The 21,141-nt window shown below is 65.6% G+C and carries 22 protein-coding genes; 10 read left to right on the top strand and 12 right to left on the bottom strand.

The annotated features are described in order from the left end of the window. Positions 1-25: 25 nt before the first annotated feature. The 5 genes from QE444_RS09130 to QE444_RS09110 are packed head-to-tail and all read right to left on the bottom strand — an operon-like array spanning position 26 to position 3,081. On the bottom strand, positions 26-340 hold the full coding sequence (locus tag QE444_RS09130) for a lipid asymmetry maintenance protein MlaB (RefSeq protein WP_133859835.1): 315 nt from the start codon (positions 338-340) through the stop codon (positions 26-28). Next, the gene (locus QE444_RS09125) at positions 337-987 is read right to left on the bottom strand and encodes a phospholipid-binding protein MlaC (protein WP_187978686.1); all 651 of its coding nucleotides are present in this window, start codon (positions 985-987) and stop codon (positions 337-339) included. Before QE444_RS09125 ends, QE444_RS09130 begins: the two co-directional genes overlap by 4 nt. A 14-nt stretch (positions 988-1,001) precedes the next feature. After that, complete coding sequence (gene mlaD / locus QE444_RS09120) at positions 1,002-1,478, bottom strand: outer membrane lipid asymmetry maintenance protein MlaD (RefSeq protein ID WP_280310588.1); 477 nt, start codon at positions 1,476-1,478, stop codon at positions 1,002-1,004. Continuing rightward, positions 1,478-2,272, bottom strand: a complete 795-nt coding sequence (gene mlaE, locus QE444_RS09115) for a lipid asymmetry maintenance ABC transporter permease subunit MlaE (RefSeq protein ID WP_059314028.1) — start codon at positions 2,270-2,272, stop codon at positions 1,478-1,480. The genes mlaD and mlaE overlap by 1 nt, the downstream gene beginning before the upstream one ends. Further along, positions 2,272-3,081, bottom strand: a complete 810-nt coding sequence (locus QE444_RS09110) for an ATP-binding cassette domain-containing protein (protein WP_187978685.1) — start codon at positions 3,079-3,081, stop codon at positions 2,272-2,274. Before QE444_RS09110 ends, mlaE begins: the two co-directional genes overlap by 1 nt. Before the next feature lie 204 nt (positions 3,082-3,285). Between QE444_RS09110 and QE444_RS09105 the strand changes: the two genes are divergently transcribed. From QE444_RS09105 to QE444_RS09065, 9 genes are all read left to right on the top strand, one after another. Then, the gene (locus QE444_RS09105; RefSeq protein ID WP_208694423.1) at positions 3,286-4,260 is read left to right on the top strand and encodes a KpsF/GutQ family sugar-phosphate isomerase; all 975 of its coding nucleotides are present in this window, start codon (positions 3,286-3,288) and stop codon (positions 4,258-4,260) included. 82 nt (positions 4,261-4,342) lie between these two features. Then, positions 4,343-4,915: an LPS export ABC transporter periplasmic protein LptC gene (lptC, locus tag QE444_RS09100; protein ID WP_007159515.1), complete on the top strand. Its 573-nt coding sequence runs from the start codon at positions 4,343-4,345 to the stop codon at positions 4,913-4,915. Continuing rightward, on the top strand, positions 4,902-5,444 hold the full coding sequence (gene lptA / locus QE444_RS09095) for a lipopolysaccharide transport periplasmic protein LptA (RefSeq protein WP_007159516.1): 543 nt from the start codon (positions 4,902-4,904) through the stop codon (positions 5,442-5,444). The genes lptC and lptA overlap by 14 nt, the downstream gene beginning before the upstream one ends. Continuing rightward, entirely contained in the window at positions 5,441-6,169 is a 729-nt protein-coding gene (lptB, locus tag QE444_RS09090) for an LPS export ABC transporter ATP-binding protein (RefSeq protein WP_017640054.1), read from the top strand. Before lptA ends, lptB begins: the two co-directional genes overlap by 4 nt. Before the next feature lie 102 nt (positions 6,170-6,271). Continuing rightward, positions 6,272-7,771 carry an RNA polymerase factor sigma-54 gene (locus QE444_RS09085; protein ID WP_133859839.1) on the top strand — a complete coding sequence of 500 codons (1,500 nt, stop codon included), beginning with the start codon at positions 6,272-6,274 and terminating at the stop codon, positions 7,769-7,771. A 91-nt stretch (positions 7,772-7,862) separates the two neighbouring features. Then, positions 7,863-8,171 carry a ribosome hibernation-promoting factor, HPF/YfiA family gene (hpf, locus tag QE444_RS09080; RefSeq protein WP_007159519.1) on the top strand — a complete coding sequence of 103 codons (309 nt, stop codon included), beginning with the start codon at positions 7,863-7,865 and terminating at the stop codon, positions 8,169-8,171. A gap of 18 nt (positions 8,172-8,189) precedes the next feature. After that, entirely contained in the window at positions 8,190-8,654 is a 465-nt protein-coding gene (gene ptsN, locus QE444_RS09075) for a PTS IIA-like nitrogen regulatory protein PtsN (protein WP_133859840.1), read from the top strand. A 1-nt stretch (position 8,655) separates the two neighbouring features. Next, positions 8,656-9,510, top strand: a complete 855-nt coding sequence (rapZ, locus tag QE444_RS09070) for an RNase adapter RapZ (protein WP_133859841.1) — start codon at positions 8,656-8,658, stop codon at positions 9,508-9,510. A 31-nt stretch (positions 9,511-9,541) separates the two neighbouring features. Next, entirely contained in the window at positions 9,542-9,814 is a 273-nt protein-coding gene (locus QE444_RS09065; RefSeq protein ID WP_133859842.1) for an HPr family phosphocarrier protein, read from the top strand. 67 nt (positions 9,815-9,881) lie between these two features. Here the strand turns inward: QE444_RS09065 and QE444_RS09060 are convergent, their stop codons facing one another. Both QE444_RS09060 and pmbA read right to left on the bottom strand, forming a co-directional pair. Next, positions 9,882-10,496 (bottom strand): superoxide dismutase, encoded by a 615-nt coding sequence (locus tag QE444_RS09060; RefSeq protein ID WP_309737982.1) that lies wholly within the window; start codon positions 10,494-10,496, stop codon positions 9,882-9,884. Between the two features lie 224 nt (positions 10,497-10,720). Next, positions 10,721-12,070, bottom strand: coding sequence for a metalloprotease PmbA (pmbA, locus tag QE444_RS09055; protein ID WP_133859844.1), 1,350 nt, complete (start codon positions 12,068-12,070; stop codon positions 10,721-10,723). Between the two features lie 92 nt (positions 12,071-12,162). On the opposite strand from pmbA, the gene yjgA reads away from it, so the two are divergent. Beyond that, positions 12,163-12,687, top strand: coding sequence for a ribosome biogenesis factor YjgA (gene yjgA / locus QE444_RS09050; RefSeq protein WP_133859845.1), 525 nt, complete (start codon positions 12,163-12,165; stop codon positions 12,685-12,687). 35 nt (positions 12,688-12,722) lie between these two features. Here yjgA and tldD read toward each other — a convergent pair whose 3' ends face one another. The 5 genes from tldD to QE444_RS09025 form a co-directional block, all read right to left on the bottom strand. Next, positions 12,723-14,168, bottom strand: coding sequence for a metalloprotease TldD (gene tldD / locus QE444_RS09045; RefSeq protein ID WP_158892217.1), 1,446 nt, complete (start codon positions 14,166-14,168; stop codon positions 12,723-12,725). A 111-nt stretch (positions 14,169-14,279) separates the two neighbouring features. Then, positions 14,280-15,119: a carbon-nitrogen hydrolase family protein gene (locus tag QE444_RS09040; protein ID WP_309737977.1), complete on the bottom strand. Its 840-nt coding sequence runs from the start codon at positions 15,117-15,119 to the stop codon at positions 14,280-14,282. A 58-nt stretch (positions 15,120-15,177) separates the two neighbouring features. Then, positions 15,178-19,011 (bottom strand): YhdP family protein, encoded by a 3,834-nt coding sequence (locus tag QE444_RS09035; RefSeq protein WP_309737975.1) that lies wholly within the window; start codon positions 19,009-19,011, stop codon positions 15,178-15,180. 9 nt (positions 19,012-19,020) lie between these two features. Then, positions 19,021-20,475, bottom strand: coding sequence for a ribonuclease G (rng, locus tag QE444_RS09030; RefSeq protein WP_133859849.1), 1,455 nt, complete (start codon positions 20,473-20,475; stop codon positions 19,021-19,023). A gap of 76 nt (positions 20,476-20,551) precedes the next feature. After that, positions 20,552-21,139: a nucleoside triphosphate pyrophosphatase gene (locus tag QE444_RS09025; RefSeq protein ID WP_273862656.1), complete on the bottom strand. Its 588-nt coding sequence runs from the start codon at positions 21,137-21,139 to the stop codon at positions 20,552-20,554. Positions 21,140-21,141 lie beyond the last annotated feature (2 nt).

The raw sequence follows: 21,141 nt of genomic DNA, 5'->3' as shown, positions 1-21,141 counted from the left end.
GGCTGTACGGCGACTGCGATGACCGTTACCCGTGAGCGTCGTCCGCCAGGGGCAGCAGTTCGAGGGCATCCGAGACCTCGGCGATCTGCCGCAACTCGGAGGGCAGGCCAGCGATGGCCAGCGAGCACCCTGCGGCCTGGGCATCGCGTAACCAGGCCAGCAACAGCGCCAGGCCGGCGCTGTTGGAGTGTTCAACGCCAGCACAGTCCAGCACCAGCGGACCGCTGCCCTGGGCGATCAGGGTACGACCTTGCTCGCGCAGGGACGGCACACTGGCGTGATCGAGTACGCCCGACAGCTGCAGCCGGGCGCCCTCGCGGGTGATGGCGGCGCGACTCACGAACCGACCTTGGCCTTCTGGGCCTCGGGAGAATCCTTGGCCTTGGCCACGGTGCCCGCCCAGTTGTTGATGGTCTTGTCCAGGTCGTTGCCGTTTTCCTGCATCGCCTGGGCGAACTGGTCGCGGAACAGCTTGCCGAGATTCAGACCATTGATGATGACGTTGCGCACCTTCCAGTCATTGCCCTGTTTGACCATGCTGTACTGCACCGGGTAGACGGCGCCGTTGTTGCCCTTGACCTCCATGCCCACGCTGGTGCGATCGGGACCATCGGACGGACCTTCGGGCAGTACCCGGATACCCTGGTTGTTGTACTCCAGCAGCGCGTTGCCATAGAACTGCATCAGGCTGCGCTTGAAGTTTTCCTGGAAGCGCGTCATCTGCTCGGGCGAGGCGCTGCGGCTATAGCGCACGGTCATGATGCTGCGCGAGATGCCTTCGGCATCCACCACCGGGCCGAGGATGTTGTTGAGCGACTCGTAGAAGGCTTCCGGACTGCTGCGATACTTGTCGCGATTGGCCTCGAGATCGCTGAGCAGCGTGCTGGTGGTCTGCTGGATCACATCGTGGGCCGAGGGTGCCGCCTGGGACACCAGGGGCAGCAGGGCCAGGATCGCGATCACTCCGTGACGAAGTAGCTTGAGCATGGAGAAGCCTCTCATCATTTATTGGTGGAAGAGTCTTTATTGACCGAATTGAGCAGGAATTTGCCGATCAGGTCTTCGAGAACCAGGGAGGATTGTGTATCTCGAATGGTCGAGCCTTCCTTGAGCACCTGTTCGTCCCCGCCCACGCTGATGCCGATGTATTTCTCGCCGAGCAGGCCGGCAGTCAGGATCGAGGCGATGGAGTCGGTCGGCAGGTTGTCCACCTGCTTGTCGATCTGCATGGTGACCCGACCACGGTAGCTGTTGCGGTCGAGATCGATGGCGGTGACCTTGCCGATGGTCACGCCCGACATGGTCACCCGCGATCTCACTGTGAGACCGGCGATGTTGTCGAAGTAGGCATAGACCTTGTAGGTATCGTGATGGTCGCTCATCGTCAGACCGCTTACCCGCAGCGCCAGCAGCAGCAATGCGAGCACGCCGGCCAGCAGGAAGAGTCCGACACCGATTTCCTGGGTGCGGGTTTGCATCAGAGATCTCCAAACATCAGGGCGGTAAGAATGAAGTCGAGGCCGAGCACGGCAAGCGACGCATAGACGACGGTACGGGTGGTGGCGCGACCGATGCCTTCGGAGGTCGGCTCGCAGTCATACCCCTGGAAGACGGCGACCCAGGTCACCACGAAGGCGAACACCAGGCTCTTGATCACGCCATTGAGCACGTCACTGAGCATCACGCTGTTCTGCATGGTGGCCCAGAAGGAACCGTCGTAGACGCCGAGCCAGTCGATGGCGACCATGGCCGCGCCCCAGATACCCACCACATTGAACATGGCGGCCAGCAAGGGCATGGAAATGAAGCCGGCCCAGAAACGCGGCGCGACGATGTACTTGAGCGGATCCACGCCGATCATTTCCAGGCTGGACAGCTGCTCGGTGGATTTCATGTTGCCGATTTCGGCGGTCAGGGCGGAACCGGCCCGACCGGCGAACAGCAAGGCCGTCACCACCGGGCCCAATTCGCGCAGCAGCGTCAGGGCGACCATCTGCCCCACGGCCTGCTCGGAGCCATACTTGACCAGGATGTTGTAGCCCTGCAGGGCGATCACCATGCCAATGAAGAAGCCCGACACCACGATGATGGGCAGTGACATCACGCCCACCGAATAGAGTTGCTTGCCCAGCAGCTGCAGGCCGCTGCCCACGCCACCACGACCGAACACCGCCAGGAGCAGGACGATGACCGAGCGGCCAATGGCCGCCACGACGTCCAGCCCGGCCTTGCCCAGCCGACGAATCCGCTCCACGGCGGAGACCTTACGCATCAGTGTTTCCCCAGCAAGGCATCGCGCAGATCAGGCGCGGCGTAGTGGAAGGGTACCGGGCCATCGGGGATGCCCTGCATGAACTGACGAACCCGCGGATCGGGCGATTCGCGCAGCTCCTTCGGCGTGCCCTGCCCGAGCACCTTGGTATCGCCGACCACATAGAGGTAGTCGGCGATGCTGGCCGTCTCGGCCAGGTCGTGGGAGACCACGATGCTGGTCAGCCCGAGCGCCTGGTTGAGCAGGCGGATGAGCCGTACCAGCACGCCCATGGCAATGGGGTCCTGGCCGACGAAGGGCTCGTCGTACATGAGGATCTGCGGATCCAGGGCGATGGCCCGCGCCAGGGCGACCCGGCGCTTCATGCCGCCGGACAGCTCGTCCGGCATCAGCTCAACGGCACCGCGCAGGCCCACCGCCTGCAGCTTGAGCAGGACGATGTCGCGGATCATCTCTTCGGGCAGCTTGGTGTGCACGCGCAGTGGAAAGGCCACGTTCTCGAACACATCGAGATCGGTGAACAGCGCGCCGCTCTGGAACAGCACGCCCATCTGCCGGCGCATGTCGAACAGCTCACCCCGGGACAACTGCGGCAGGTTGGCGCCATTGACCCAGATCTCGCCACTGCTCGGTCGCAACTGGGCAGCGATGAGGCGCAACAGGGTGGTCTTGCCACTGCCGGACGGTCCCATGATCCCGGTGACCTTGCCCCGCGGGATGCGGATATCGACCCGGTCGTAGATGAGACGCGTGCCGCGCTTGAAGGAAACGCCCTTTAGCTCCACGGCGTACGGGCTATCGACGGTCATCGAGACTCCTAAGGTTCAACTCTGTGCAGGGAGACGCCGCTCCGCCGCTTCAGGGCACGCGGCTCTCGCGTTCGGCGCCCCCGGCAAAAGGGCGGCACTATAGCATTCGTTGCCGATGTGACTCCTGAACTGCGGGCGGCGTTGCTGAGTGTCGCGGCTTTGCGCATATAATTTCCGATTGTCCCGTCACCTGCCTTCTGACCCATGCCCGACTCAATAGATTTCATCGCTTCCGCCAAGCGCACCATAGATGTAGAGCGAGCGGCCGTGGCCGCCCTGGGCGAACGCATCGACGAAAGCTTTGCCGCCGCCTGTCGCCACCTGCTCGCCTGCCGTGGGCGCATCGTGGTCCTGGGCATGGGCAAATCCGGGCATGTCGGCAACAAGATCGCCGCGACCCTGGCCAGCACCGGCAGTCCGGCCTTCTTCGTACACCCGGCCGAAGCCAGCCATGGCGACATGGGCATGATCACCCGCGATGACGTCATCATCGCCATCTCCCAGTCGGGCACCTCCAGCGAGATCCTGACCCTGCTGCCGCTGATCAAGCGCCTTGGCGTCCCGCTGATCAGCTTTGCCGGCAATCCGGCCTCGCCGCTGGCCAAGGCCGCGGACGTCAACCTGGATACCAGCGTCGCCACTGAGGCCTGCCCGCTCAATCTGGCGCCCACCTCCTCCACCACCGTCGCCCTGGTACTGGGCGACGCCCTGGCCATCGCCCTGCTCGAGGCCCGCGGCTTCACCGCCGAGGATTTCGCCTTCTCCCATCCGGGTGGCGCCCTGGGTCGGCGCCTGCTGCTCAAGGTGGAAAACGTCATGCATGCCGGCGCCGACCTGCCGCAGGTCAGCGAAGACACCCTGGTCTCCGATGCCCTGCTGGAGATGTCGCGCAAGGGGCTGGGCATGACCAGCGTGCTCGCCACCGATGGTCGTCTGGCCGGTATCTTCACCGACGGCGATCTGCGTCGCGCCCTGGATCGCGGCATCGACGTGCGCACCACGGCGATCGCAACCGTGATGACCCGTGGCGGTCGAACCGCCAGGGCGCAGATGCTCGCCGCCGAGGCGTTGAAGATCATGGAAGAGCACAAGATCAACGCGCTGGTGGTGATCGATGACGAGCACCGGCCGATCGGCGCCCTCAACATGGGTGACCTGCTACGCGCCGGGGTGCTGTAGGCCGGGTTATACTGCCCGACTAATACGCCGCAATCTCGTGTTCAACCCGCCGCCCCTGGTGCGGCCCACCACAGGTACCCTCATGTTTCGCAGCTTGCGCCGCCCCGTGCTGTTGGTCCTGATCGCCGCCGCGCTCATCGCGATCGGCTACTGGAACATCCTGCCGCAGCGCTTCGTCGATGCTCCGGCCTCGTCGACCCCGCAAGACAGCGCCATCGACGGCTATGCCCTCAATACCCGGACGATCCAGTATCGCCTGGACGGCAAGATCCAGTACGAACTCAAGGCGGAGCGCAGCGAACACGTCAAGGCGACCGACGTCACCCTGGTGACCCGGCCCGACATGCTGGCCTTTCGCGGCACCGACTATCCCTGGCACATTCGCAGTGCCCGCGCCGAGGTCGCCCCCGGTGGCAGTCAGGCGGAGCTGATCGATGACGTGCGTGTCGAGCGTACCGATGAAAAAGGCCGCCCGGTGGTGTTGACCACCACCCGCATGACCGTCTTTCCTGACAAACAATATGCGCAAACCGAGCAAGCCGTTAGAATCGAGGCCGCCAATGGGGTGACCACGGCCAATGGCATGAAAGCGTATCTAGAAGACGGCAGAATGCTCCTGCTGTCCAACGTAAGAGGCCAGCATGAGGTTCGTTAAAACCCTCCCCTTCCTGTTCACCCTCGGCGCCACCTTTGGCAGTGCCGCGGCTTGGGCCCTGCCGACCGATCGCACCCAGCCGATCCGCGTGCAGGCCGACAGCGCCGAGCTCGACGACAAGCAGGGCGTGGCCGTGTACCGCGGAGACGTGGTCATCACCCAGGGCAGCATGAAGATCACCGGCAACACGGTGACCTTGACCCAGGACAATCAGGGCAACATCAAGGTCGCCACCGCAGTGGGCAAACCGGCCTACTACGAGCAGAAGCCCTCGGCAGACAAGGACATCGTCAAGGCCTATGGTCTGACGATCCAGTATTTCGCCCAGGAAAATCGCATCATCCTGATCGATCAGGCCAAGGTGGTCCAACAGGGCAACACCTTCGAAGGCGAGAAGATCGTCTACGACACCCAGCGCCAGATCGTCAACGCCGGGCGCGCCAACGGCAGCAAGGTCACCACGCCGCGGCCGCGCATCGACATGGTCATCCAGCCCAAGGATCAGCAGCAGTCGGGGCAGGGACAATGACGGTCACGCTCAAAGCCCAGCATCTGGCCAAGAGCTACAAGGGTCGTCAGGTCGTTCGCGACGTCAGCGTCAGCATCGACAGCGGTCAGATCGTCGGCCTGCTCGGTCCGAACGGCGCCGGCAAGACCACCTGTTTCTACATGATCGTCGGCCTGGTCAAGGCCGATCAGGGTCGCGTGCTGATCGACGATCAGGATGTCACCGCCCTGCCCATGCATGGCCGGGCCCGCGCCGGGATCGGCTACCTGCCGCAGGAAGCCTCGATCTTTCGCAAGCTGACCGTGGCCGACAACATCCTCGGCATCCTGGAAACCCGCAAGGATCTGGACAAGGCCGGTCGCCTGCGCGAACTGGAAAGCCTGCTGCAGGAATTCCACATCACCCATATCCGCGACAATCGCGGCATGAGCCTGTCGGGTGGCGAAAGACGTCGCGTCGAGATCGCTCGCGCCCTGGCCACCGCACCCAAGTTCATCCTGCTGGACGAACCCTTCGCCGGCGTGGACCCCATCTCGGTGGGCGACATCAAGCAGATCATTCGCCACCTCAAGGCCAAGGGCATCGGTGTGCTCATCACCGACCACAATGTCCGGGAAACCCTGACCATCTGCGAAACGGCCTACATCGTCAACGACGGCCAGCTCATCGCCGAGGGTACCGCCGAGGAAGTCCTCGCCAACGATCTGGTCAAGGAAGTCTATCTGGGCCACGAATTCCGCCTCTAGGCAAACCCGGGGAAACAAGGCATATAATTTGCTAACGCTCGCAGGGTTCGCGAGGTTCGGTGGCGCTGTTCGCGTCGGTAGACAAGGTGTATTTCCGCAGCCATGAAACCATCGCTAGTCCTCAAGATGGGCCAGCAGCTGACGATGACGCCGCAGCTGCAACAAGCCATACGTCTGCTTCAGCTCTCGACGCTCGACTTGCAGCAGGAAATCCAGGAAGCCCTGGAATCCAATCCGATGCTGGAACGCCAGGAAGAAGGTGAAGACTTCGACCAGAGCGAAGCCTCGAGCGAAGGCGATGAGAGCTCGGGCGCGGGCAACCTGGAAACCACCTTCAAGGAAACCTCGGTCGCCGTCAACGAGATGGCCGACGACTCCGAATGGAGCGAGCGTATTCCCAGCGACAGCGAGCTGCCGGTCGATACCGCCTGGGAAGACATCTACCAGACCAGCGCCAGCAGCCTGCCCAGCAATGACGACGACGAGTGGGACTTCACCACCCGCACCTCGGCGGGCGAGAGCCTGCAGACCCACCTGCTCTGGCAACTCAACCTGGCGCCCATGTCGGATCTCGATCGCCTGATCGCCGTGGCGATCATCGACGGCATCGACACCGACGGCTATCTGCAGGAAAGCCTCGAAGACATCCATGCCTCGCTGGATCCCGAGCTGGAAGTCGATCTCGATGAAGTCGAGGTGGTGCTCAGACGCGTCCAGCAATTCGAGCCGGCCGGCGTCGCCGCCCGCAATCTGCGCGAATGCCTGCTGATCCAGCTGGCCCAGCTACCGGCCAATCTCCCCCTGCTCGGCGAGGCCAGGCGCCTGGTCAGTGACTATCTCGATCTGCTCGGCAGCCGCGACTATGCGCAGCTGATGCGGCGCATGAAGATCAAGGAAGACGAGCTCAAGCCCGTCATCGAACTGATCCAGACCCTGCATCCGCGCCCCGGCTCGCAGATCGAATCCGGCGAAGCCGAATACGTGGTGCCGGACGTCATCGTCCGCAAGCACAACGAGCGCTGGCTGGTGGAGCTCAATCAGGAAGCCGTGCCGCGTCTGCGGGTCAATCCCCAGTACGCCGGCTTCGTCAAGCGCGCCGACAGCAGCGCCGACAACACCTACATGCGCAACCAGCTGCAGGAAGCGCGCTGGTTCATCAAGAGCCTGCAGAGCCGCAACGAGACCCTGATGAAAGTGGCGACCCAGATCGTCGAGCACCAGCGCGGTTTTCTCGAATACGGCGAAGAGGCGATGAAGCCGCTGGTCCTGCATGACATCGCCGAGGCGGTGGGCATGCATGAGTCGACCATCTCCCGGGTGACCACCCAGAAGTTCATGCACACCCCGCGTGGCATCTACGAACTCAAGTATTTCTTCTCCAGCCACGTCAGCACCGCCGAGGGGGGCGAATGCTCCTCCACCGCGATCCGCGCGATCATCAAGAAATTGGTGGCGGCGGAAAACGCGAAAAAGCCGTTGAGTGACAGCAAGATCGCTGGTTTACTGGAATCGCAAGGTATACAAGTCGCTCGTCGCACGGTGGCTAAGTATCGGGAATCCCTGGGTATCGCTCCGTCCAGCGAACGCAAGCGTCTCATCTGACGCGTCCTGATGTGTGACCGTGCTTCGTTCGATCCTTGTCATGTCGGCGAGCAGCTTCGCCGATCGCAGCCCGGCAATAAGGAGAAGCGGTATGCAAGTCAACATCAGTGGCCATCAGCTTGAAGTGACAGAAGCCCTGCGTGACTACATCGGCGAGAAACTCGCCCGCCTCGAACGGCACTTCGACCGTATCACCAACGTCCAGGTCATCCTGGAAGTGGACAAGCTCAAGCAGAAAGCCGAAGCCACCCTGCACGTCGCCGGCGCCGCGGTGGTTGCCAATGCCGAGCACGACGACATGTATGCCGCCATCGATCTCCTGGCCGACAAGCTCGACCGCCAACTGATTAAACACAAGGAAAAATCGATCGAACGCCAGCAGGGCGTCGGCGTCCGCTGAGGTTTCGATCGCCGCTTTATGATCAGACTCGAAAACATCCTGACCCCCGGCCGCACCCAGACGGGTGCGCCGGGTGGCAGCAAAGCCGCTGTACTGGAGCGCATTGCCGAACTGGCCGCGCAGGAACTGCCCGGCCACGACGCGGCGCACATCCATGAATGCCTGATGGCGCGCGAGCGCCTGGGCTCGACCGGTTTCGGCAATGGCATTGCCATTCCCCACTGCCGCCTGGCGGGTCTGCAACAACCGCTGTGCGTGCTCTTCCACCTGCAGCAACCGGTGGACTTCGATTCCCTGGACGGCGCTCCGGTAGACCTGGTGTTCGTCCTGCTGGTCCCGGAAGCCGCCACCGAGCAGCACCTCACCCTGCTGCGCCAGATCGCCGGCATCCTTGATCGCGCCGACATCCGCGAGCGGCTGCGCAAGGCTAGGGATAGCCAGGCGCTCTATCAGATCGTCGTCGAGGCCCAGAGCGGACACTGACATGCACCTCATCATCGTGAGCGGACGTTCCGGGTCGGGCAAGAGTACGGCGCTCAACGTGCTTGAGGACAATGGCTTCTATTGCATCGACAACCTGCCGGCCAGTCTGCTGCCCGATCTGGCCCAGCATGCGCTGACCGACATGGAGCGCCCCCAGCCCAAAGTCGCCCTGTCCATCGATGCGCGCAACCTGCCCAGTCAGTTGCAACGCTTTCCCGAATTGCTCGAACAGGTGCGCAGTCGCAACATCCGCTGCGACGTCCTCTACCTGGATGCCGATGACCAGGCGCTGCTCAAGCGCTTTTCCGAGACGCGCCGCCGGCATCCGCTGTCGAACCAGGAAAGGTCCCTGGCCGAAGCTATCCATGACGAGCAGGTGCTGCTGTCGCCCATCGCCGACCTGTCCGACCTGAAGATCGACACCACCCACCTGAATCTCTATCAGCTGCGTGACATCCTCAAGTTGCGCCTGCTGAACGCGCCGGAGCCCGGTACCGCCTACCTGGTGGAATCCTTTGGCTTCAAGCGCGGGCTGCCGGTGGACGCGGACATGGTGTTCGATGTGCGCTTCCTGCCCAATCCCTACTGGAAACCGGACCTGCGCGACTTTTCCGGACTGGATGCGCCGGTACGCGACTATCTCGAGCAACAGCCCGAGGTAGAGACCCTGTACAATGACATCCGCGATTACCTGGTGAAGTGGCTGCCGCGTTTTGCCGCCAACAACAGGTCCTATGTGACCGTGGCCATTGGCTGTACCGGTGGTCACCACCGTTCGGTCTATCTGGCCGATCGCCTGGGTCGCGAACTCAAAGACCTGCTCAAGAACGTCCAGATTCGTCACCGCGATCTCTGACGCCCGTTTTGTTTCGACAAGGACAGACTCAATGCCTGCCCAACAGATCACCATCATCAACAAGCTGGGCCTGCACGCCCGTGCGGCTGCCAAGTTCGTCGGCGTGGCCGGCCGCTATCCTGCCAGCATTCGTGTCGGCCGCAGTGGCGAGCCGCCCGTGGATGGCAAGAGCATCATGGCGGTCATGATGCTGGCCGCTGGCAAGGGCACGGTGCTGCAACTGGAAACCGAGGGTGAACAGAGCGACGAGGCCATGCGCGCCCTGGTCGAGCTGATCAACAACTACTTCGACGAAGGTGAGTGATCGGCCCTCCTCCAGCATCGCCCAATAAAAAAGCCGCCCGAGGGCGGCTTTTTTATTGGGCGTCGACTCAGGCGTTCAGCGCCGCTTCGTAGCGACGGGTCACTTCCGGCCAGTTGATGACGTTGAAGAAGGCGCCGATGTACTCGGGACGGCGGTTCTGGTAGCGCAGGTAGTAGGCGTGCTCCCAGACGTCCAGGCCGAGGATCGGGGTGTTGCCGGTCATCAGCGGGCTGTCCTGGTTACCGGTGCTCTCGACCACCAGCTTCTTCTCGGGGGTGACGCTCAGCCAGGCCCAGCCACTGCCGAAGCGGGTCAGGGCAGCCTTGGTGAAGGCTTCCTTGAAGGCATCGAAGCCGCCCAGCTGGGACTCGATGGCTTCGGCCAGGGCGCCTTCGGGCTTGCCACCGGCGTTGGGGGCCATCACGGTCCAGAACAGGCTGTGGTTGGCATGGCCGCCACCGTTGTTCTGCACGGCGCCGCGCTTGTCCTGGGGCAGCTTGTCCAGCTGGCGAACCACGTCTTCGGCCGACAGGCTGGCGAACTCGGTGCCTTCCAGCGCCGCGTTCAGGTTGTTGATGTAGGTCTGGTGATGCTTGGTATGGTGGATTTCCATGGTCTGGGCATCGACGTGCGGTTCCAGCGCGTCGTAGGCGTAGGGCAGCTGAGGCAGAGTATGCGGCATGCGGATTGTCTCCATGGTGGCTTTGGTAAGGACCCATTGCCCTTGGGCGATGGGGTGTACGGCCGGTGCGCCACGGCGCACCGTCTGAAGCCTGGGCCGTCCGGTCAGCAGATTCGACCGCACGGCTATGTCCTAGTGCATTGCTAGGATACTAACGAGTAACGGGGTGGGCTGTCTCCCGTTCGACAGGATTTTCCTTTCCACGACGTCTGCGGTGACCTGCACTAGCTGCCCGCCAGGGTCATGCCATCGATCAACACCGAGCCGGTGCGCAGACTGCCGCGGCGTTCCACGTCGCTGCCCACCGCCAGGATCTGGCGGAACATGTCGCCCAGCCGCCCGGCGATGGTGACCTCCTGGACCGGAAACTGGATCTCGCCATTCTCGACCCAGAAGCCGCCCGCGCCACGGGAATAGTCGCCGGTGACCAGGTTGGTGCCCTGCCCCATCATTTCCGTGACCAGGAAGCCGGTGCCCATCTGCCGGATCAGTTCGGCCTGGTCCGCCGTGCCGTGGCTGACATGGAGGTTGTGCACGCCGCCGGCATTGGCCGTGCTCTGCATGCCCAGCTTGCGCGCGGAATAGCTGCCGAGCACATAGGAGACCAGGCGGCCATTCTCGACGAAGGGCTTGGCGTAGGTGGCCAGGCCCTCGCCGTCGAAGGCGGCACTGCCCAGGGCGCGCGGCAGGTGCGGCCGCTCGTCCAGGGTCAGCCAGTCGGGAAACACCTGCTGGCCCAGGGCGCCTTCGAGGAAGGACGACTTGCGATAGAGATTGCCGCCGGAGATGGCGGCGAGAAAGGTGCCGAACAGACCGGCCGCCATTTCCGGGGAAAACAGCACCGGGACCTTGGCGGTGGGCACCGGCCGCGCGCCCAGGCGGCTCACGGCGCGCTCGGCGGCGCGGCGGCCGATTTCCTCGGCACTCATCAACTCGCTGCCGATCCGGTTGACGTCGTAGTAGTAGTCGCGCTGCATGGCCTCGCCACTGCCGGCGATCATCACGCAGCTCAGGCTGTGGCGGGTGCTGGCATAGCCGCCGACGAAGCCGTGGCTGTTGCCGTACACCCGGCAGCCCTGGTGGGTATTGAGGGTGGTGCCGTCGGCGTTGCCGATGCGACTGTCGGCGGCATAGGCCGCCGCCTCACAGGCCAGGGCCTGCTCGATGGCCTGCTCGGGGGTGATGTCCCAGGGATGATAGAGATCGAGATCGGGCAACTCGCCGCGCGCCATCAGCTCGGCGTCGGCCAGGCCCGCACAGGGATCCTCGGAGGTGTGCTTGGCGATGGCCAGGGCCGCAGCCACGGTTTCGCGGATCGCCTCGGGACCGGTGGCGGAGGTACTGGCCGAGCCCTTGCGCTGACCGGCATAGAGGGTGATGCCAAAGCCCTGGTCGCGATTGAATTCGACCGTTTCCACCTCGCCCTTGCGGACCGAGGTGGACAGGCCCTGGTCGACCGATACGGCCACTTCACCGGCACTGGCGCCCTGGCGCCGGGCCTCGGCCAGGATGGCCTCGACCTGTTCGCGCAATTCGGGGAGCGCAGCGGGACCCACGGCGGCGTTGCGATTCATGACGTTCTCCTTACGGACGGCGCCGGCCAGGCCGGACAACCGTGCGGCAACTCGTTATGATGGCGCCCATTCTTAGCTGGACCCCATAGTTCATGGTTGATTCTTACGACGACGACGCGCCGCTGGGCGAAAAGAGCAAGACACAGGTCAAGCGCGAGCTGCATGCGCTGCAGGATCTGGGCGAACGCCTGGCCGGTCTGCCGGCCGAGCAGCTGGACCGCCTGCCGCTGACCGATCCGTTGCGCAAGGCCCTGGCCGAGGCGCCCAAGCACAAGACGCACATCGCGCGCAAAAGGCATGTCCAGTACCTGGGCAAGCTGATGCGCGACCAGGACCTGGAAGCCATCCTGGCCCTGGCCGACCAGATGGACACCTCGACGCGGCAGTACAACGAGCGCTTCCACGCCCTGGAGCGCTGGCGCGACCGCCTGATCGCCGAGGGCGACCAGGCCCTGGAAGCCTTCGTGGCGCTCTATCCGGAAACCGACCGCCAGCACCTGCGCGGCCTGGTGCGGCATGCCCAGCACGAGGCCGCGCACAACAAGCCGCCCGCGGCGGCGCGCAAGGTGTTCAAGTACATCCGCACCCTCGACGAGAGCCAGCGCGGTCTGCGCTAGGTCCCTGTCCGCGATGGCCACGACCGGCGCCCGCATCAGGCGCCGGTACCGCCCACGGTGATGGCATCGATCTTCAGGGTCGGCTGACCCACGCCCACCGGCAGTGACTGGCCGTCCTTGCCGCAGGTCCCTACCCCCGCATCCAGCGCCAGGTCGTTGCCGACCATGGACACCCGATTCATGACCTCGGGGCCGTTGCCGATCAGGGTGGCGCCCTTCACCGGGCGACCGAGCTTGCCGTTCTCGATCAGATAGGCCTCGTTGGTGGTGAAGACGAACTTGCCGCTGGTGATGTCCACCTGACCGCCGCCCAGGCTGGCGCAATAGATGCCCTTCTCCACCGAGGCGATGATCTCGGCCGGATCGCTCTGGCCGGCCAGCATGTAGGTGTTGGTCATGCGCGGCATGGGCAGGTGCGCATAGGATTCGCGGCGACCGTTGCCGGTGGGCGCCACGCCCATCAGCCGGGCGTTGAGCTTGTCCTGCATGTAGCCCTTGAGGATGCCGTTCTCGATCAGCACGTTGTAGCCGCTGGGCGTGCCCTCGTCGTCGATGGACAGGGAGCCGCGACGATCCGGCAGGGTACCGTCGTCGACGATGGTGCACAGCGAGGACGCCACCTGGCGACCGAGCTGGCCGCTGTAGTTGGAGCTGCCCTTGCGGTTGAAGTCGCCTTCCAGGCCATGGCCGACCGCCTCGTGCAGCAGCACGCCGGACCAGCCGGCCCCCAGCACCACCGGCAGGGTGCCCGCCGGGGCCGCGGTGGCTTCGAGATTGACCAGCGCCTGGCGCACCGCTTCGCGGGCATAGCCCAGGGCGCGGTCGTCACGCTGGAAATAGCGGTAGTCGCAGCGACCGCCGCCGCCGCTGTTGCCGCGCTCGCGGCGGCCGTTCTGCTCGACGATGACACTGACGCCCAGGCGGACCAGCGGGCGTACGTCGGCAGCGAGGGTGCCGTCGACCGCGGCCACCAGGGTGCGCTCCCAGACCCCGGCCAGGCTGATGGTGACCTGCTGGATGCGCGGATCCAGGGCGCGGGTCGCCTCGTCCAGCTGCTTCAGGAAGGTGACCTTGGTGGCGCGATCCAGCACTTCGAGGGGATTGTCCTGGCCATAGAGCCGCTGCGCCGGCTCTACCGCGCGAAACGCCTGGACCTGGCCTTCGGCACCGCTGCGGGAGATGGAACGCGCGGCCTGGGCGGCCAGATCCAGGGCCTCGCCGGTAATGGCGTTGCTGTAGGCGAAACCGGTCTTCTCGCCGGACAGCGCCCGCACCCCGACGCCCTGGTCGAGGTGGAAGCCGCCTTCCTTGACGATGCCGTCTTCCAGCAGCCAGGACTCGGAGACGATGCTCTGGAAATACAGGTCGGCGGCGTCGATGCCGGGTCCGGCCAGACGCTGCAGCACGGGTTGCAGATCGTCCACCGCGAGTCCGCCGGGGCCCAGCAGGGCCGAGCCGACGCTATTCAGGTAATCACTCATGGAAACTCCAGACGACGCCACCAGGGGCGTCGGAACGATGAAAGGGTCGCGACCTGGCCTCTAGCCTACTCGCGGAAGTCTCGGGGCCCTGATGCAAAAGACCAATGGCCGTCATTGCCGTTCGGCCAGGCGCGCCGGCAGGAAGCGGCGGTGCTGGGTGACGGGCATTCGCTGGCGCAATTGGGCCTGGCGCTCGGCATCGCGCTCGATGAGCAGCACGGCCTCGCCACTGGCCTGGACGGCAAGCACCTCGCCCCAGGGATCCACGGCCATGGCGTGGCCCCAAGTCGTGCGGCCATTGGCGTGGACACCGCCCTGGGCAGCGCCCAGCAGGTAGCTGTGGGTCTCCACCGCCCGGGCGCGCAGCAGCAGCTCCCAATGGGCCTGGCCGGTGGGCACGGTAAAGGCCGAGGGGGCACTGATCAGCTCCGCACCGGCAGCGCGCAGGGCGCTGTAGAGTTCGGGAAAGCGCAGGTCGTAGCAGACGGTCAGGCCCAGGCGGCCGACCGGGGTATCCACCACCGTGAGGGTCTCACCGGCGGCATAGTGGTCGGATTCCCGATAGCTGCCCTGGCTGTCGCTGACGTCGGCATCGAAGAGGTGCAGCTTGTCATAGCGGGCGACGCGGCGACCTTGGTCGTCGAACAGCAGCGAACAGGCACACGGCTTGCCCTCGGTGGCACCGTCGGGCAGCAGCGGCAGGGTACCGGCGAGCAACCAGAGCCCCAGTTCGCGCGCCCGACTGGAGAGCCAGGGCAGGATCTCGCCCTGCCCCAGCGCCTCGGCCCGCGCCAGTTCGGCAGGGGCTGGATGGCCAATGGCGACGAAGTTTTCCGGCAGCACCGCCAGGCGCGCGCCCGCTCCGGCAGCGCGTTCGAGCAGTCGCTCGGCGGCGCGCAGATTGGCCGCCACCGCGGGGCCGCTGACCATCTGCAGGATGGCTATGGACATGCAGGCACTCCAGAAGGGAGCGTCCATCCTAAGCAGCGGTGCGGCCGCAGGGCAATGCTCAATCGCGCTTGCCCGTGGTCATGGTCGGATTCTGCCAGGGGCCTTCGATGTGGTAGTTGATGCTGGCCATGCGCGTGATGCGATCGCCGATCAGTCGATCGACGATGAACAGCGCGCCACCGATGGCCGGTGCCCCGGCGATCAGCGCGGCCAGCGGCAGGGAGTTGCTGACCGGCAGCCCCACCTTGAGGTTGGCATCGACCCGGTTGCTGGCCATGTCCAGCAGGCCCTGCAGACTCATCTCGGCACCCGGCCCGCTGAGGCTGATGGGCTTGCGGGTGCGGAAGGCCCCCTGCTGGGCGTCGAGCACCCCGGTGATGCTGTCGTAGCTCAGGCCCTTGCCGAACAGATCGGAGAAATCCAGCCGCAGGCGGCGGCGGATGGATTCGAAATTGAGCAGACCGAAGATACGCAGCGCCGAGGCCGTGCCTTCCACCTGGCGCAACTGGCCGTCATTGAAGCGGGCATCGAGGCTGCCATTGAGGCGGGCCAGGGCGACATAGGCTGGCGAGCCGGGCCAGTCGACCCGGGCATCCAGGCGGAAATCGCGACTGGTGACGCTGGAGGCGAAATTCCAGCCCAGCAGGATATCGGCGATATTGCCGCCGGCGAGGCGGCCCTGGTAGTAGCTGTGGGTTGCACCTGGCGCGCCTTCCCAGCGCAGCGCGCCCTGCACCTTGAGGCCCCGCAGGTCGAGATCCAGGGCGTTGAAATTGGCGCCTGAGGGCGAAGGCCTGAGCTGCAGGCGCTGGGCACCCACCAGACGGCCGCCCAGCTCCAGGCGATCGATGACCAGATTCAGCGCCGGCAGGCTGCGCGGATCGACGTCGGCCAGCGGATCGGGGCGCGGCGCCTCGCTTTCCACCGAGGGGTCCGCCGGCGTCTGGGGGATGCGCAGGTGCTGCAGGTTGATGTCGATCGGCTGGCCGGTCTGGCGCGGGATGCGCACCTGGCCGGCGATGGTCTGGCTGGCCAGGCCGAGTTGCCAGGCGCTGCCCTGGGGTTCATAGGTGAGGCGCAGGTTGTCGATCTGTTGCCCGAAGGCCAGGAAGCGCCCGAAGCTGAGATCGCCCCGCCCGAGGCTGGAGACGTCCAGGGTGTTGCCACCGCCCTGCCCTGCACTGCCGCCGCTCCCCGCCTTGCCATAGCGCTGGTAGATGTCCTGCCAGGCGGCCAGGTCGAATTCCGCCAGTTGCCCGCGCAGGTCGTAGCCGGCGGCGGTGGGCAGATTGGCGGTGCCGCCGCCCAGCACGATCTCGCCGCGGCCCTTGGCGATGGCCTTGGGATCGAGCAGCAGCACGGCATCGGCGAGGCCCTTGTAGGTCGCCTCCACCCGCCGCTCGCCGTCGTTGAGCGCCAGGCTGAAGAAGCCGTCACGTGCCTCGTCGGCATTCTTGCCGAAGGGCGCCGGCAGATCGATGGCCACCCCGCGCAGATCCGAGGTAACCGCCAGTTCGCTGTGCTCGGCCAGGGTCAGGCCGAGGCGATAGCCGAGCAGGCCACGCGCCGGGATGGGTCGTCCTTCGCTGCCCAGCCAGCGCGCCAGCTGGTCGACGTCGACCCGGCCGTCCACCACCAGCCGGGTGCGCGGATCGTCGGGTTTGCCCTCGGCCAGCGCCTGACCGCGAATGGGCTGGTCGAAGACCCGCGCCTGGATGTCGGGGGCACTGAGGCCGCTGCGGGTGTCGTAGCGGAAGGTGCCGCGCAGCTCGGTGAGGGTCAGCGGGGGATCGGCCAGTTCCAGGCGCGCCTTGTCCGGCGTCAGCTCGACCACCACCACCGGTGGCTGCCCCTTGGCCAGGGGGATGTCCAGGTTCAGGCTGCTGTTGGCGAGCGCGCCCTCGCCCTTCCAGCCGGCAAAGACCTTGGCGGTCGGCAGCGGCGTTTCCTGGAGGATCTTCAGTCCATCGCGCACACTGCTGTCGAGTCGCGCGCTGAGCCGCAGGTGCGGCGCGCTGCCATCGTGCAGCAGCGGGATGCGCGCCTCGACGTCCCTGACCCGGGTGTCGAGGATGCGTCCTTCGGGGACCTGCACCTTGACCCCATCGCTTTCGATGAAGACATCGCCGCGCGCCTCGCGCAGGGCGGGCCAGCCAGGCTGATAGGCCAACTGGGCGTCGTGCACCCGGAAGAACAGACTCATGGTGCGCGAGTGCGCCGGCGAGCCGTGGCGCAGCGATCCCTGGTACTGGTAGATACCCTCGTCGATGCGACCGCCGACGATGGCGGTGCTCAGCCACTGGGCCAGCTCCGGGCTGAAATCCGTGGCCGGCAGTTTGGTCGGCAGGTACTTGCGGGTGTAGCTGGCGTCGCCATCCTTGAGGCCGACGCGCAGGTCCATGTAGCTGTCCACCTCGGGATGCAAGCCGAGCTGGATATGCATGTCGCCACTGGCAGCGCCTTCCGGGCCGGTGACCTGCATCAGGGCACTGCCCAGGGTGAAGCGCTGGTCGTCGAGACTCCAGGTCAGCCGCGCCCTGGCGGTGCGATAGCGCCAGGGTTCGGGAAAGAGATCGCTCAGGTGCAGCATGAAGTCGGTGGTATCCAGACGCAATTCGCCACCGCCCAGGCTACCGCTCAGGCTGCCGGTGACGCCCTCGGCGGCCGGGGCACCGTGATAGGCGGCAAAGCCCACGCGATCCAGGTTGGCTGCATAGGAAAGGCGCTCGCGCAGCGGCTTCTGCGGATAGAAGTCGGCATTGAGGTTGCGCAGCTGGCCATGGGGCGCCAGGGCCTGGAGCGCCTGGGCAACCGGTGCCGGCAGGGGCGCCAGGTCCCGCGCCAGCCTGGCGGCCTGCCTGAGATCCAGCTGGTCGCCGCGCACCTGCAGGTGCTGGGCGGTGCTGTCATAGCCCAGGCCATAGCGGGCCTCCAGCGGCTTGCCGTCGAGCTGGGCCTTGAACGCCAGGGCCCCACGGTACTGGCTGGCGTCGCCGGCCTGCTGGTCGGCGTCCAGGGTCAGGGCCTGCAGGCGCACCGGCGGATGATCGGCGTAGGCGAGCGTCAATTCATCCGCCTTCAGCCGCAGGTGGGAGCGCTCCAGTCGACCTTCGGCCCAGGCGAACCAGAGCTCGCCTGCCGCCTGGACACGCCGCAGTTGCCACTGCCGGGTCAGGGCCGCCGGCACCCAGCGGGACCAATCGCTGGCGGGCAGGCTGAGATAGCCTTCGACGGTGCTGGCACGCCAGTCTTCGGGACGCGGCATGGCGGTGAAGTGCGCCGCTACCGTGCCACCGTCGGGCAGCCGGAAACGGGTCGCCAGTTCCAAGGCGCCACTGAGCTGCCGGGACAGACTGGCCTCGGCGTACCTCAGGGTCACCGGCGAACCCTGCTGGGGAATCAGGCTGAGCTGGCTGTCCAGCAGACTGGCATGCCCCAGACGCGCCAGGCCATCGAGCAGCGGACCCGGATCGAAGGGCTTGGCATCCGGCGCTCGCGGCGGCAGGCCGCGCAATTGCCAGTGCCCCTGGGCGTCCTCCTGCAGGACCAGATGGACGCCATCAACCTGCACGGACTTGAGTCGCAGTTGGCGATGCCAGAGGCTGCCGAAGACATCCGGCACCACCTGGAGATGATCCAGCTGCACCATGCCCTCGCCGCGTCCCAGGGACAGATCGCGCAGGATCAGCACCGGATTCCAGCGGGCCCAGCGTCCTTCGAGTCGGCCCAGGCGCACCGGCTCGCCGAGCGCCGCCGCAGCGCGCGACTCGACTTCGTTGCGGTATTCGCCGACCCAGGGCATGAGCAACCGCCCCAGGCCGAGGTAGAGCGTCAACAGGACGAGCACCAGCAGCGCCAGACCCAGCGCGCCGCGTTTGAGCAGGGATATCAAGACCCGGACCTAGAGCAGCACGACATCGTACTGCTCCTGGGAATACATGGTCTCGACCTGGAATTTGACGGTGCGGCCGATAAAGGCCTCGAGATCGGCGACGTTGCCCGATTCCTCGTCCAGCAGCCGATCCACCACCTTCTGGTTGGCCAGCACCAGGTAGGAATTGGCCTGGTAGGCCCGCGCCTCGCGCAGGATCTCGCGGAAGATCTCGTAGCAGATGGTCTCGGCGGTGCGCAGGATGCCGCGCCCCTGGCAGTTGGCGCAGGGCTCGCAGAGCACCTGGGACAGGCTCTCGCGGGTGCGCTTGCGGGTCATCTGCAAGAGGCCCAGTTCGGTGATGCCGATGATGTTGGTCTTGGCATGGTCGCGTTCGAGCTGCTTTTCCAGGGTACGGATCACCTGGCGCTGGTGCTCTTCGTCTTCCATGTCGATGAAGTCGATGATGATGATGCCGCCGAGATTGCGCAGCCGCAGCTGGCGGGCGATGGCGGTGGCCGCCTCCAGGTTGGTCTTGAAGATGGTCTCTTCCAGATTGCGATGGCCGACGAAGGCGCCGGTGTTGACGTCGATGGTGGTCATGGCCTCGGTGGGGTCGATCACCAGATAGCCACCGGACTTGAGCAGCACCTTGCGCTCCAGGGCCTTCTGGATCTCGTCTTCCACGCCATAGAGGTCGAAGATCGGCCGCTCGCCCGGATAGTGCTCCAGCCGCGTCGCCACCTCAGGCATCAGCTCCTCGACGAACTGGCCGATGCGCTGGAAATTCTCGCGACTGTCGACGCGGATCTTTTCCGTGCGCGGCCCGACCAGATCGCGCAGGGCGCGCAGGGCCAGGGTCAGGTCTTCGTAGATGGGCACCGGCGTCGGTCCCTGGAGGTTGCCGGAAATCTGCTGCCAGAGCCGTCGCAGGTAGCGGATGTCGGCGAGGATGTCTTCTTCGCGCGCCGCCTCGGCGGCGGTGCGCAGGATGAAGCCGCCCTCGTGCTCGATGCCCTCGCTCTCCACGCAGCGCGCCATGATCGCCTTGAGCCGCTCGCGCTCGGCTTCGTCCTCGATCTTCAGCGAGATGCCGACGTGGGAGGTACGCGGCATGTAGACCAGGTAGCGCGAGGGAATCGACAGGTGGGTGGTGAGGCGGGCGCCCTTGGTGCCTATGGGATCCTTGGTGACCTGCACCACCAGCGTCTGGCCCTCGCGTACCAGGGCGTTGATGCTTTCCACCGCCGCACCCTCGCGCTGGGAGATCTCGGCGGCATGGATGAAGGCCGCCCGCGCCAGGCCGATGTCGATGAAGGCCGCCTGCATGCCCGGCAGCACCCGCACCACCCGCCCGCGATAGATGTTGCCGACGATGCCGCGTCTCAGGGTGCGCTCGACGTGCACCTCCTGCAGCACACCGTTTTCCACGACGGCGACACGGGACTCCATGGGAGTGATGTTGATGAGGATCTCTTCGCTCATGGAGGACTCTTGGACAACGTGGAAGGGCAGAAAGGGGACCGTGGCGCCAGGCGCCTCAGCACGGGATATTCGGCCGTCAGACAGACCGCCAACAAGGGATGGCGAAAGCGCTCAGCAGTTCCGCGGTCTCGCACAGCGGCAGCCCTACCACGGCGCTGTAACTACCCGTCAGGCCGCGCACGAAGACCGCGCCGGCGCCCTGGATGGCGTAGCTGCCGGCCTTGTCGGCCGGCTCGCCGGTGTCCCAGTAGCGTTCGGCCTCGCCGGGCGCCAGGGGGCGGAATTCCACCTCGGCGGACACCACGCGACTGAGGCAGCGCTCGCCATCGACGACGGCGACGCCGGTCACCACCCGGTGCCGGCGTCCGCTGAGGGCGGCGAGCATGGCCAGGGCGTCGGCGCGATCCCGGGGTTTGCCGAGCAGCTGGTCATCGAGCACCACACAGGTATCGGCGCCCAGCACGCAGCCGGCGGAGGCACTGCCCAGCACCTGTCGGCCCATGGCTGCCTTGGCCCGCGCCAGGCGTTCGACATAGGCGTCCGCCGCCTCCCCCGGATGCGGGGTTTCGTCCACCGTTGCGACGACCTTCTGGAAGGCCACGCCGATCTGTTCGAGTAGTTCGGCGCGGCGGGGCGAAGCGGAGGCGAGGTAGAGCTGGGACATCG

The organism is Pseudomonas sp. SORGH_AS_0199 (genome assembly GCF_031453735.1).
In the GTDB taxonomy this organism is placed as follows: domain Bacteria; phylum Pseudomonadota; class Gammaproteobacteria; order Pseudomonadales; family Pseudomonadaceae; genus Chryseomonas; species Chryseomonas aestiva.
The sequence above is the reverse complement of the archived record's forward strand: the minus strand, read 5'-3'. Positions and strand labels throughout refer to the sequence as shown.

What these genes read in the sequence shown, in the direction of transcription:
- QE444_RS09125 (WP_187978686.1), bottom strand. Translation starts at nt 987, where the DNA reads ATGCTCAAGCTACTTCGTCACGGAGTGATCGCGATCCTGGCCCTGCTG.
- mlaD (WP_280310588.1), bottom strand. Translation starts at nt 1,478, where the DNA reads ATGCAAACCCGCACCCAGGAAATCGGTGTCGGACTCTTCCTGCTGGCC.
- mlaE (WP_059314028.1), bottom strand. Translation starts at nt 2,272, where the DNA reads ATGCGTAAGGTCTCCGCCGTGGAGCGGATTCGTCGGCTGGGCAAGGCC.
- QE444_RS09110 (WP_187978685.1), bottom strand. Translation starts at nt 3,081, where the DNA reads ATGACCGTCGATAGCCCGTACGCCGTGGAGCTAAAGGGCGTTTCCTTC.
- QE444_RS09105 (WP_208694423.1), top strand. Translation starts at nt 3,286, where the DNA reads ATGCCCGACTCAATAGATTTCATCGCTTCCGCCAAGCGCACCATAGAT.
- lptC (WP_007159515.1), top strand. Translation starts at nt 4,343, where the DNA reads ATGTTTCGCAGCTTGCGCCGCCCCGTGCTGTTGGTCCTGATCGCCGCC.
- lptA (WP_007159516.1), top strand. Translation starts at nt 4,902, where the DNA reads ATGAGGTTCGTTAAAACCCTCCCCTTCCTGTTCACCCTCGGCGCCACC.
- lptB (WP_017640054.1), top strand. Translation starts at nt 5,441, where the DNA reads ATGACGGTCACGCTCAAAGCCCAGCATCTGGCCAAGAGCTACAAGGGT.
- QE444_RS09085 (WP_133859839.1), top strand. Translation starts at nt 6,272, where the DNA reads ATGAAACCATCGCTAGTCCTCAAGATGGGCCAGCAGCTGACGATGACG.
- hpf (WP_007159519.1), top strand. Translation starts at nt 7,863, where the DNA reads ATGCAAGTCAACATCAGTGGCCATCAGCTTGAAGTGACAGAAGCCCTG.
- ptsN (WP_133859840.1), top strand. Translation starts at nt 8,190, where the DNA reads ATGATCAGACTCGAAAACATCCTGACCCCCGGCCGCACCCAGACGGGT.
- rapZ (WP_133859841.1), top strand. Translation starts at nt 8,656, where the DNA reads ATGCACCTCATCATCGTGAGCGGACGTTCCGGGTCGGGCAAGAGTACG.
- QE444_RS09065 (WP_133859842.1), top strand. Translation starts at nt 9,542, where the DNA reads ATGCCTGCCCAACAGATCACCATCATCAACAAGCTGGGCCTGCACGCC.
- QE444_RS09060 (WP_309737982.1), bottom strand. Translation starts at nt 10,496, where the DNA reads ATGCCGCATACTCTGCCTCAGCTGCCCTACGCCTACGACGCGCTGGAA.
- pmbA (WP_133859844.1), bottom strand. Translation starts at nt 12,070, where the DNA reads ATGAATCGCAACGCCGCCGTGGGTCCCGCTGCGCTCCCCGAATTGCGC.
- yjgA (WP_133859845.1), top strand. Translation starts at nt 12,163, where the DNA reads ATGGTTGATTCTTACGACGACGACGCGCCGCTGGGCGAAAAGAGCAAG.
- tldD (WP_158892217.1), bottom strand. Translation starts at nt 14,168, where the DNA reads ATGAGTGATTACCTGAATAGCGTCGGCTCGGCCCTGCTGGGCCCCGGC.
- QE444_RS09040 (WP_309737977.1), bottom strand. Translation starts at nt 15,119, where the DNA reads ATGTCCATAGCCATCCTGCAGATGGTCAGCGGCCCCGCGGTGGCGGCC.
- rng (WP_133859849.1), bottom strand. Translation starts at nt 20,475, where the DNA reads ATGAGCGAAGAGATCCTCATCAACATCACTCCCATGGAGTCCCGTGTC.
- QE444_RS09025 (WP_273862656.1), bottom strand. Translation starts at nt 21,139, where the DNA reads ATGTCCCAGCTCTACCTCGCCTCCGCTTCGCCCCGCCGCGCCGAACTA.